This window comes from Rhodococcus sp. NPDC060090, from assembly GCF_042729855.1.
GTDB lineage: Bacteria > Actinomycetota > Actinomycetes > Mycobacteriales > Mycobacteriaceae > Rhodococcus.
Genome location: NZ_JBHWXB010000002.1, coordinates 199620 through 210299 on the forward strand (window position 1 = coordinate 199620; position 10680 = coordinate 210299).

A 10680-nucleotide genomic window follows, 5' to 3' on the forward strand; every position below is an offset into this window, starting at 1 on the left:
TCCCGCGGCTCGTCGTGCCCATGACACGATGGTGGCCGCGTTCCTCGACATGGACCGGCGCCAGTCCGTCGCCGAGGCCGGGGTCGCCGAATCACATGAGATCGCGCCCGAACGGAATCTGCTCCGGCAGTGGGAACCGATCCGGCAGACCTGCTATCGAGCAGCCGAAGGGTATCTGCAGCTCGCACACACCGATCCCGACCAAGCTCTTGCTCCCGCCGCGGCGTACGACCAGGTGACACGTCAAATATCGGATGCAACAAGAATTCTCGATGAATTCTACGAGAACAATCGGGGACACCTCGAGCATGCGACCGCACTTGCCCAGACCGCTCCCCAACTCGCGCATCGAGTTCGGGCCGACGCACAGGTGGCGCTCGAAGCACTGCAGGCCCCCGAACGCATGTCCTTCGCGCATTACCCGTCTGTGCGCACAGCCGCCGACCAAATCGGTGCTGCGTTGCGCGCGCTCGACTCCGCTCGCGGCACCGGCGCTGTCCGCTCGGCTGCTCATCAGGTAGAAGAAGCAACGAAAGCCCTACGCCAGGCCCTTTCCGAAGCACCCGGCCGGCAGGCCGAGGCCCGCAACACCGTGGCATCTGTCACGACTCGATCGAGCGCCGTACGCACTCGGGCTTCGGGCCTACCGCCGGCCTATTCCGCGTTGCTCCGAGAGTTCAACGCCGCGAGTTCGGCCGATCTGTCCGGCAACGAACAGCAGGCCCACGCACTGCTCGAACGCGCTGAAGCACGACTCGACGAAGCGCGCCGGGCAGCCGCAGACGCCCGGCCCGAACTGGCACTCGACCTCGCGAACGAAGTACGCGCAGAGCTTGCAGCGGCAGAAGACCTGGTCGACGCGGTGACCGGTCGACTCGCGACGCTGCGCGCCGTGCGCGAGAATCCTCGGGCGAAGGTCGACGAGGTGCGGTTCCGCCTGCGTGATGCGCAACTACTCGCGGTGCAGCGCGACCTGGCTGCAGAATGGGGATCGGTCCTCGACGCCCAATTGGACCGGATCGACAGAGCCGTCGACGCTCTCACCGGGGTTCACCCCGATTACTGGGCATACGTGCGCGACCTGGACGCCGTATCGGATTTCATCGCTGGAGTGGTTGAACGAATGAGAGGACGGACAGACCGCACATGACAGGGGCGACCTACACCGAAGTGCGCAACATGCGCCACTTCCGCCATCTGGATCAGGCCACCCTGGACAGACTGTTTCTCCACGAACCGGAGCCGTTCGGTCACACCGACGAGCGCGAGCGTCTCGCACTCGCGCTCGGTGCGACCCTGTATGTGCCCGCTACCCGCGCCGACCTCGCGGCAACAATCCAGCGGCGTGCCGCCGAGGGCGTCACCTCGATGGTCCTCGATCTCGAAGACGCCGTCGCCGACGACGAGGTCGAGTTCGCTCTCAGCAACGCAGTGGCCACGCTCGACGAACTCGCCGCCGATGACACCGGCCGGATGCTGCTGTTCGTGCGGGTCCGCACCGCCGACGGTATCGGCCGTATCGCCCGCGGTCTCGGCACCGGCACCGCGGTCCTCACCGGGTTCGTGGTCCCGAAGTTCACTGCTGAATGCGGACGCGACTTCCTCGACGCTATCGTCGACGCGTCGAAGTTACTCGGCAAACACCTGTATGCCATGCCCGTCCTCGAATCCACAGCGATCGTGCATCGCGAAACCCGCGATGACGAACTGCGCGCGATCTCGCAGTTGCTCGCCGAATACCGGTCTCGAGTACTCGCGGTGCGGATCGGTGCGACCGACATGTGCAGCGCGTTCGGCATCCGCCGCGACCGCGACCTCACCATCTACGACGTGCGTGTCGTCGTCGACGTCATCGCCCATATCGTCAACCACCTGGGCCGGACCGACGGCACCGGCTTCGTCATCACAGGCCCGGTCTGGGAGTACTTCGCCGACCACGAACGGATGTTCCGGCCGATGCTGCGCGCCACCCCGTTCGAGGAGCAGGACGCGGTGCTGTTCCGGCAGCAACTCGTCAGTCGCGATCTCGATGGGCTGCTGCGCGAGATCGCGCTGGACCGAGCAAACGGTATCCAGGGGAAAACCGTCATCCACCCGTCGCACGTCGCCGCGGTGCATGCACTGTCCGCGGTGACCCACGAAGAATTCCACGATGCCGTCGACATTCTCGATACCGACACCGGCGGGGTTCAGGCGTCGGGCTACGGCAACAAGATGAACGAACGCCGACCGCATCGCACCTGGGCGCAGCAGACCCTGGTACGCGCCTCGGTGTTCGGAGTCACCAACAAAGGAGTCTCGTTCGTGGACCTACTGACGGCGTTGGTGGACCGGTGACGGATACATTGCAGACCTTATGGGCCACAGAGACATTCGGGCTGGTCCTGCATCATGATGCCACGTCGACGGGGTACACCGTGCCCGAACTCGTCGAACCGGGCCTGCGTCGTAACCCTCGACGCGCGCACCTGCTGGTGTCGACCGTACTCGGCAAGCACTTGCCCACCGATCCCGCGGTGGTGCTGGCTGCGGGTCGCCGACTCGGACAACTCGTCGCCGACGTACTCGGACCGATCGCCTCCGATGCTGTCGTGCTCGGATTCGCAGAAACAGCAACGGGGCTCGGTCACTGCGTCGCCGACAGCATCGGGGCCGCATGCTATCTGCACTCCACGCGCCGCCACGTTCCCGGCGCCGACGTCTTCGCCGGGTTCGAAGAAGGTCACTCCCACGCGACGTCGCACCTGCTGCAGCCCACCTCGCCCGAGTTGTTCGCGAACACTGCGCCACTGGTGCTCGTGGACGACGAGATCTCGACGGGCGCCACCGCGCTCGACGCGATCCGCGCTCTGCACCGGCAGCAACCCCGCGACCACTACGTCGTCGCCTCCCTGGTCGATATGCGCGCGGACGAGCACCGCCTGCTCACCGTTGCCACCGCCGACGAACTCGATGCCCGCATCGATCACGTGAGCCTCGCCGGTGGGCACACGGAGATCCCCGACGGCCTGACCTCCCGTGTGACGGCGCTCCCCGACCCTGCTCTGAATCCTGTTGCATCGCAAAGGGGAGAGATTCGTTTCGTGCAGCTGCCATGGCCGGGCCACGTTCCCGACGGTGGCCGCCATGGGGTACTGAACTCCGATGTCGCGGGGTTCGATGCCGCCATCGACGCCGCCGTCGACGCGATTGTGGACGTCCTCGATGTCGCGCGCCCAGCGATCGTGATCGGCCACGAGGAACTGATGTATCTACCGCTGCGGCTCGCGAACGCGCTCGTCTCGCGCGGAACACCGACGCGGTTTCAGACCACCACGCGTTCCCCGGCGTATGTCCTCGATGTTCCCGGGTATCCCCTTCGTCGCGGATTCACCTTCACCGCACCGGAATACATCGACATCGACCTCGAGCCCGAGTCACCACGATTCCTGTACAACGCACAGTGGGCCGGCACCGACACACGACCCGAACTGATCCTGGTGATCGACGGCCCGGCCGACACCGAACGCCTGCGCGCCCCGGGCGGTGTGCTCGACGTGCTCTCGGCCGCGGGAGAGGACGTGCTCGTCGCCGTCGTGCCGTCCACGGATCCGGTGGCACTGCGCCACTTCAGGGAGGAAGCCCGATGACCACGCCGCTGACCGGACCCGAGTTCGGGTCGTACGCAGCCGACGAAGTGAGCTGGCTCCTCAAAGACCTGTCGCATCTCGACCTCGAAGGCAGCATCGCCGAGCGCGAAGCCCGAATCCAGGCGGGACTCGCGCACTACGCCGAGTCCCTGCCCGTCGAGTACCAACCCGACGCCGCCTACCGGGAACTGTTCGACAAGGCCCTCGCCACCACAGCGCCCCGTCTCGCGCAGGCCGTCGGCACCGTCACCGAACTCCTGCTCGCCGAACGCGGCACCGATCTCACGCTCGTGTCGCTGGCCCGAGCCGGAACCCCCGTCGGGATCCTGATCCGACGCTGGGCGCAGCAGCACCACGGCCTCGATCTTCCGCACTATGCGGTCTCGATCGTTCGCGGTCGCGGGATCGACAGGGCTGCACTCGATTACATTACCGAACATCACAAGCCGGGGACTGTGGTCTTCGTCGACGGCTGGACCGGCAAGGGCGCCATCGCGCGGGAACTGTCGGCGGCGCTCGCCGAATACGCCGCATCCGGTGGGCCGTCTCTCTCGAGCGATCTCGCAGTCCTCGCCGATCCCGGACACTGCGTGCGCACCTTCGGCACCCGAGATGATTTCCTCATCGCGTCGGCATGCCTGAACTCGACCGTGTCGGGCCTCGTGTCGCGCACTGTGCTCAACGACGACTTCATCGCACCGGGTGAGTTCCACGGCGCCAAGTTCTACGCCGAACTCGCCGGTGACGACGTCTCCGGCGAGCTTCTCGACACCGTGGCCGCCGAATTCGGCGATCGCGCACCCGCCGTCGCGCAGGCTCAGCAGATTCTCGGGTCCGACCGGCGACCCACCTGGGCGGGCTGGGAATCGGTCGAGAAGATCCGAAAGCAGTTCGGGATCTCCAGCATCAACTTCGTCAAGCCCGGCGTCGGCGAAACCACCCGCGTGCTGCTGCGCCGAGTGCCGTGGAAGGTTCTCGTACGCGACAGCCACGCCGACGAGCATGCTCACATCCGGATGCTCGCCGCCGCCCGCGACGTTCCGGTCGTGGAAGTACCCGACCTCGCCTATTCGTGCATGGGCCTGATCAAGGACATGCCGTGACCGCCACCGCACTCATCGCCACCGATCTCGACCGCACGATGATCTACTCGCGCGGCGCGATGGGCGAGGACAGGTTCGCCGCGGGTGGTCTCCTGTGCGTCGAATACTACGAAGGTGCCCCGCTGTCGTATGTGAGCGAGTCGGCAGCGCTCGGGTTGCGCGACCTCGCTGCGTCCCACCCCGTGGTGCCCACCACCACGCGCACCCCCGAACAGTTCCGTCGTATCGACCTTCCCGGCGGTCCGTGGCCGTACGCGATCACGAGCAACGGCGGAGCGATCCTCGTGGACGGACAAGCCGATGCGAGCTGGCGACGCGGCATCGACGCCACGGTGCGCTCTGCCTCCGCGAGCCTCGACGAGGTCACCGCCGAGCTGCGGCGACGCATCTCGACCGAGTGGGTGTCGAAGTTCCGGATCGCCGAAGACCTGTTCTGCTATCTGGTCGTCGACGTCGACGTACAGCCCCACGACTTCATGAGCGAGTGGAGCACGTGGTGCATCGACCACGGATGGAACGCCTCGCAGCAGGGCCGCAAGATCTATTCGATGCCGGATCCCGTGTGCAAGAGCCGCGCGGTCGCGGAAGTGCACCGACGACTGACCGAGGCGGGCCTACTCACTTCAGGCTCCCCGGTGCTCGCGGCAGGCGACGGTGCGCTCGACGCCGAGATGCTCGCGTCCGCCGACGCAGCCATCCGCCCGCGACACGGCGAACTCGAGTCCATCGGCTGGCAGCATCCGACGCTCACGATCACGGAACACACAGGTATCGCGGCCGGTGAGGAAATCCTGGACTGGTTCACCCGCTCCGCTTCCGTACCGGTGGCTTCGTAGAGTTGATACCCACCGCCCACCTATCGCCGACACAGTGAGGTCTTCGATTTGTCCAGCTCGCTCGCCAAAGGCCAGAACGGCCCCCTCAGCGCACACGACGTCGTCGTTTCTCTGGAACTGACGACACCGGCAGATCTGTCTGCGCTGCTGGTCAAAGCCGACGGCAAGGTCCGGTCCGACGCCGATTTCGTGTTCTTCAACCAGCCCACGGGTCCCGGCGTCAACCTCGTGCCGGGCGCACCCGGGCAGGCCGCGTCCCTGTCGGTGTCGCTCGGTTCGGTGCCTGCCGACATCGAGCAGGTGCGCGCGGTCATCACGCTCGACGACGCGTCGAGCAGCTTCGGGCGCTTCGCTCCGCCCACGGCTCGGGTGTCCGATGCGAACGGCACCGTGCTGTACGAGTACCGGGTCGAGGGTCTGAGCAGCGAATCCATCGTGATCGCCCTCGAGCTGTACCGTCGTCAGGGCGCCTGGAAGGTCCGTGCGGTCGGGCAGGGCTACGCCGGTGGGTTCGCGGCGCTGGTGACCGATCACGGCGTCTCTGTCGACGATGCTCCGGCACCGGCTACTCCCGCCGCGCCGCCTGCCCCGCCGCAGCCTGTTGCCCCGCCGCAGCCTGTTGCTCCCCCGCAGCCTGTTGCTCCCCCGCCGCCCGCGCAGCAGTTCAACCAGCCACCGGCCGGCCCGCCCGAGGTGAACCTGACGAAGAGCCGCCCCGTCAGCCTGGTGAAGGGCCAGAAGGTCACGCTCCGCAAGGACGGCGGTGTCGCGCTCACGTTCCTGCGGATGGGTCTCGGCTGGGATCCCATCGAGAAGCGCGGACTGTTCGGCAACCGTGCCCCGAGCATCGACCTCGATGCGTCAGCGGTGCTGTTCGCCGACCAGAACATCGTCGACGTCGCCTACTACGGACAGCTGACGTCGAAAGACGGCTCGATCCAGCATCAGGGCGACAACCTGACGGGCGAAGGCGCAGGCGACGACGAGGTGGTCCTGGTCGACCTCACCCGCATCCCCCCGCACATCAACACGGTGATGTTCATCGTCACGTCGTACAAGGGCCATACCTTCGAGCAGGTCCAGAATGCGTTCTGCCGCCTCGTCGACGGCTCCACGAACGACGAGCTCGCCCGCTACACGCTGCAGGGCGGAATGCCGTTCACCGGCATGGTGATGGCGAAGGTGTACCGCCAGGGCAGCGAATGGAAGCTGCAGGCCATCGGCGAGGGTATCCAGGCCAAGCATCCGGGTGAGGCTGCGCCGCAGCTCGGCCGCTTCCTGGTCTCGTAGCCGTGAACGGAGTGTTCTCGTCGGGGCAGAACGCTCCGTTGACGGCGCACACCGTCCGCTTCACCGCCTCGGCTGCCGCGCCGATCGACCTGTGCGCGTTCGTGGTCGACGACCGCCTTCAGGTCGCATCGTCGGACGACGTGGTGTTCTACAACCAGCCCCGGAGGCAGGGTGTTCGACTCGACGGCGACACGATCGTCGTCGAGTTGGCCGCTCTGCGTGCAGGCACTCGCGTGCTGTGTGCGGTGGGAACGGATTCGGCCGTGTCCGTTTCCACCTCGCTGACAGATCCGTCGGGTGCACCGCTCGCCGCATTCGATGTGGAACCGTCCGGAACCGAAACCGCACTGTTGTGCTGGGAGATCTACCCGCACAACGGAAACTGGAAATTGCGGGCCCTCGGCCAGGGATACGCGGGCGGCCTCGGTGCGATGTTCACCGCGCACGGCGTCGAGGTCGACGACGAACCTGCGCCGGTGGAGCAGCAGCCCGCAGCGATACCGAGCGATCTCGCACCGTCCTTCGAGTGGTTGTGGAAGATCTTCGAGGACGCCGCCCGATCCGCGACGGCCTACCTGTCGGCACACGAATACGCACAGCACCGCCTCGACGATGAACTGTCTGCAGCCGTCGCCGACCCCGCAACCCGCACCGGCGTTGCCGCGGAAGCCGCACGTGCTCGGGCACACCGACGATGTGAAGAGTTGAACTCTGCTGCAGAACAACGACACCGGGATGATTCAGTACGACTCACCGACGAACTGAACACCATCGACAGCCGGTTGCCCGCATCGTTGTCGACATGGACGTCCACTTCCTGGAATACGCTGCGCACGCCCAGCGACGGAATCCGAGTGGGTGAACTCTCGGCCCCCGAACGCGGAACTCTCCAGGTGCCACTGTGTGTGCCGCTTCCGATGCATCGGCCACTGTGGATCGACGGCGGCGACTCGGAGATACAGCAGGACCCGGCAACACAACAGGTTGTCACCGCGCTCGCACTTCGCCTTCTCGCCGCACGACCCGGTGCGCGCGTCGATATCGTCGACCCCGCGAGAGCGCTCGTCGAACTCCGGGAACTGGCCGCACCTGTACTCGCCGGACCACCCGTCCTCGATATCGGTGGTGTCGCAGCCAAACTGAAGGGTCTGGCCGACAGTGCCGATCTGACGACCCTGGCGATGTCCACGGACCCTGCTGCGGCACACCTCGAACCGCGTGTCCTCGTGCTCGTCGGCGTGCCCCACGGTTACAGCAGCGACGACCTCCTGCAGGTCGTCAGGCTCACCCGCCTTCCTGGCGCGCAGCACATCTCGATCGTGATCGCCGGCGCGGCCGACACGGTGGTGGACGATCCGGCATTCCAGATTCTGCTCGAGCAATCCCAGCATCTGCCGTCGAGCGCCGATGGACATTTCGCGGACCCGTGGACCGGAAGCGACTGGACCTTCACTCCCGATGTGATTCCCGCCGACGCGGTCCTGCTGCAGCGTGTGATCACCACCCTCGGAGCCACCTGACACGCACGACCGCACTACTCGCTGGCAAGCGTCGATCACCTGCCACCTCCACGCAGATCGTCCGGGTCACGGCACCGGTTCGATCACCGCATCCATGCTCGCGGCTCCCGTGTCGGGCACCCGCGGCTGGTGCCATGCCTCGATGGGGAACGAGATGTTGATCAACGAGTAGCAGACATGCAGGAGCCGGGTGGCATCCTCGGGCAGGTTCTCGAGGTCGAAGGTGTCGAGATATGCTGCCGCATCGGCGAGTCGGGGGAGCGCCGCGTCGTAGAACGACTGCAGTTCGGGCATCGTGCTCTCGAGACGCCGGCCGTAGCGCTGTGCCTCGGTCGGCAGCGCCCACTCGGCCCACGGCTCGAGATCGGAAAATTCTGCGGGAAGCATTTGTGTCATATCGGCTTTCACTTCCTATCCGGTCGAGGTGGTTGCGGGCTGCTGGGTCGCTACGTAGTCGTCGACGATGCTCTGTGCAGACGCGTGGAGATTGCGCAGGAGAACTTCCTGATCGCACAGCGGAAATTCCGACACCACACGGGTTTCGAGCATCTTCTGGGTGGCTTCGAGCGTGTTGGAATCCTGCAGTGCGAATTCCTTGAACGTGACCGCAGCGATCTCCTGACGCAAGCGGTCGGTGGCGTTGCGCGGCGGCGCCATGTACATCGTGCCTTCGAAAGTGTGGCGGTTGTACGCGGTCGGCCAGTAGTGATAGGTGAGGAACCAGCCTGGCTCCCACATGACGAGCATGAAATTCGGGAAGAAGACGTAGGAGTCGAGGCCCCACGCGGGGTGCTCGGCCGGATTGAGGCCGGGTGGCAGGTCGGCGAGCCCGGGGATGTCGGGTTTGTCCCAGGGCCCGAAGTTGCCGCTGCGCAGGATGCGTTCGATGGGCTTGACCATCGAGGGGTCCTTCGGAGGCGCCATCCCGCCCCACGATGACACCATTCCGTGCGGGCCGTCCACGTCGTAGTACAGGGCTTCGAACCCGTAGCGCTGAAGTTTCTTCGATTCCTCCGACGTGTACTGCTTCGAGTGGAGCACGGGAGCGTGATAGAACTCGGCGAACGCATCGATGTAGAGCTTCCAGTTGCTCCCCACATCGGATCGGTACTTGAACACCTGCGTCATCTCACCGAAGGGGAAGCCTTCGAGTCCGGCCGCGAACCTGCCGAGGCTCTCCCGCAGCGGAATGGCGTTCGAGTCGTCGAGATTGACGAAGACGAAGCCTTCCCACACATCGATCTGCACGGGAACGTGGTCGGCTCCGCCGTCGATCGGGGTTCGGAAAGCTGCGATGTGCCCGTCGGCATCCTCCGTGACCAGAACGGCGACGTCCGCAACGACGATGTCCTGGGTGTAGCGGTGAGCATCGTTCCGAAGTTGTTCGACGCGGCCGACATTGAGCCAGGAGCGCTTGAAGATCGCCTCGCGTTCGAGCTCGTAGTGTTCGGGGCTGATCGAGTCCTCGTACGACACCGGCGCAGTGTCGATTCCGTAGTGCTCGGTCCAGCTACCTTCCGGGGGCTTCGGGAAATGCGGCATTCTTCCAGGTCCTTCCGACCGGTGACGCTTGGGCGATGCAGTGTCTCGGGTGGCACCCGATAACATGACCGTCAGTCCAGTTCGACGCGTAACCGACGATATGGACCGACAGTCCACTTGTCAACGGAAGGCTTTTCGATGCCGGATCGACCCTCGAAGAAGGAGCGGAGCGACGCGGCGCGCAATCGTCGCGCGATCCTCGACACCACCGACGCCCTTCTGGCCGCCCACGGCTCCGAGCACGTGTCGATCGACCAGATCGCGGCAGCAGCCGGCGTCGGCAAAGGCACGATCTTCCACCGCTTCGGAAGCCGTGCGGGCTTGATGCGAGAACTCGTGCGCGAGCGCGCCCTGACCCTGCGCGACGCCGTGACCGACGGTGAGCCACCCCTCGGCCCGGGGGCACCCGCACCCGACCGCCTCCTGGCCTATTTCGACGCGATGTTCCAGCTCATCGTCGACAACGTCGAGCTCATGATCGCGTACGGCAATTCCACCAGCGACGCACAGGAAGACGAGATCAACGTGTTCTGGGCGCGACACATCGCGACGCTGCTGACAGAAGCACGACCGGACGTCGACGCCACTGTCCTCGGCCGCGTGCTCCTCGGTGCACTGAACCCCGATGTGATCCTGCAACACATCCGCGCCGGCCAGACCGAGCGGCTCGCCCACGCTGTGCACAGTCTCGTCACGTCGGTAGTCGGCGAACCCGGAGGCACCGACCGACGCATATAGGTTTGCCCTATCGATTCATGCG

General features: G+C 65.7%; 10 protein-coding genes. 8 read left to right on the forward strand and 2 right to left on the reverse strand.

The genetic code is table 11. The features are described 5' to 3' along the window. Window positions 1-28: 28 nt before the first annotated feature. From ACFWCF_RS03340 to ACFWCF_RS03370, 7 genes are read left to right on the forward strand one after another with little or no spacing between them, the layout of a single operon-like run. Window positions 29-1150, forward strand: a complete 1122-nt coding sequence (locus ACFWCF_RS03340) for a hypothetical protein (protein ID WP_378557706.1) — start codon at window positions 29-31, stop codon at window positions 1148-1150. Between the two features lie 29 nt (window positions 1151-1179). Then, window positions 1180-2337: an HpcH/HpaI aldolase/citrate lyase family protein gene (locus ACFWCF_RS03345; RefSeq protein WP_378557709.1), complete on the forward strand. Its 1158-nt coding sequence runs from the start codon at window positions 1180-1182 to the stop codon at window positions 2335-2337. After that, the gene (locus ACFWCF_RS03350; RefSeq protein WP_378557137.1) at window positions 2334-3629 is read left to right on the forward strand and encodes a phosphoribosyltransferase family protein; all 1296 of its coding nucleotides are present in this window, start codon (window positions 2334-2336) and stop codon (window positions 3627-3629) included. The genes ACFWCF_RS03345 and ACFWCF_RS03350 overlap by 4 nt, the downstream gene beginning before the upstream one ends. Beyond that, complete coding sequence (locus ACFWCF_RS03355; RefSeq protein ID WP_378557140.1) at window positions 3626-4732, forward strand: cysteine protease StiP family protein; 1107 nt, start codon at window positions 3626-3628, stop codon at window positions 4730-4732. Before ACFWCF_RS03350 ends, ACFWCF_RS03355 begins: the two co-directional genes overlap by 4 nt. A 38-nt stretch (window positions 4733-4770) precedes the next feature. Next, window positions 4771-5568 carry an HAD family hydrolase gene (locus ACFWCF_RS03360; protein ID WP_378557712.1) on the forward strand — a complete coding sequence of 266 codons (798 nt, stop codon included), beginning with the start codon at window positions 4771-4773 and terminating at the stop codon, window positions 5566-5568. 48 nt (window positions 5569-5616) lie between these two features. Next, the gene (locus tag ACFWCF_RS03365; protein ID WP_378557143.1) at window positions 5617-6858 is read left to right on the forward strand and encodes a TerD family protein; all 1242 of its coding nucleotides are present in this window, start codon (window positions 5617-5619) and stop codon (window positions 6856-6858) included. Between the two features lie 2 nt (window positions 6859-6860). Further along, window positions 6861-8378: a TerD family protein gene (locus ACFWCF_RS03370; protein WP_378557146.1), complete on the forward strand. Its 1518-nt coding sequence runs from the start codon at window positions 6861-6863 to the stop codon at window positions 8376-8378. 66 nt (window positions 8379-8444) lie between these two features. Here ACFWCF_RS03370 and ACFWCF_RS03375 read toward each other — a convergent pair whose 3' ends face one another. Together ACFWCF_RS03375 and ACFWCF_RS03380 are read right to left on the reverse strand one after the other, a co-directional pair. After that, window positions 8445-8774 carry a hypothetical protein gene (locus ACFWCF_RS03375; RefSeq protein ID WP_378557149.1) on the reverse strand — a complete coding sequence of 110 codons (330 nt, stop codon included), beginning with the start codon at window positions 8772-8774 and terminating at the stop codon, window positions 8445-8447. Between the two features lie 15 nt (window positions 8775-8789). Continuing rightward, window positions 8790-9920: an SRPBCC family protein gene (locus ACFWCF_RS03380; RefSeq protein ID WP_378557152.1), complete on the reverse strand. Its 1131-nt coding sequence runs from the start codon at window positions 9918-9920 to the stop codon at window positions 8790-8792. 138 nt (window positions 9921-10058) lie between these two features. Here ACFWCF_RS03380 and ACFWCF_RS03385 point away from each other — a divergent pair, with 138 nt between their 5' ends. After that, complete coding sequence (locus tag ACFWCF_RS03385) at window positions 10059-10658, forward strand: TetR/AcrR family transcriptional regulator (protein WP_378557155.1); 600 nt, start codon at window positions 10059-10061, stop codon at window positions 10656-10658. The last annotated feature ends 22 nt before the right edge of the window (window positions 10659-10680 follow it).

What these genes read in the sequence shown, in the direction of transcription:
- ACFWCF_RS03375 (WP_378557149.1), bottom strand. Translation starts at nt 8,774, where the DNA reads ATGACACAAATGCTTCCCGCAGAATTTTCCGATCTCGAGCCGTGGGCC.
- ACFWCF_RS03380 (WP_378557152.1), bottom strand. Translation starts at nt 9,920, where the DNA reads ATGCCGCATTTCCCGAAGCCCCCGGAAGGTAGCTGGACCGAGCACTAC.
- ACFWCF_RS03355 (WP_378557140.1), top strand. Translation starts at nt 3,626, where the DNA reads ATGACCACGCCGCTGACCGGACCCGAGTTCGGGTCGTACGCAGCCGAC.
- ACFWCF_RS03385 (WP_378557155.1), top strand. Translation starts at nt 10,059, where the DNA reads ATGCCGGATCGACCCTCGAAGAAGGAGCGGAGCGACGCGGCGCGCAAT.
- ACFWCF_RS03360 (WP_378557712.1), top strand. Translation starts at nt 4,771, where the DNA reads ATGATCTACTCGCGCGGCGCGATGGGCGAGGACAGGTTCGCCGCGGGT.
- ACFWCF_RS03345 (WP_378557709.1), top strand. Translation starts at nt 1,180, where the DNA reads ATGCGCCACTTCCGCCATCTGGATCAGGCCACCCTGGACAGACTGTTT.
- ACFWCF_RS03340 (WP_378557706.1), top strand. Translation starts at nt 29, where the DNA reads ATGGTGGCCGCGTTCCTCGACATGGACCGGCGCCAGTCCGTCGCCGAG.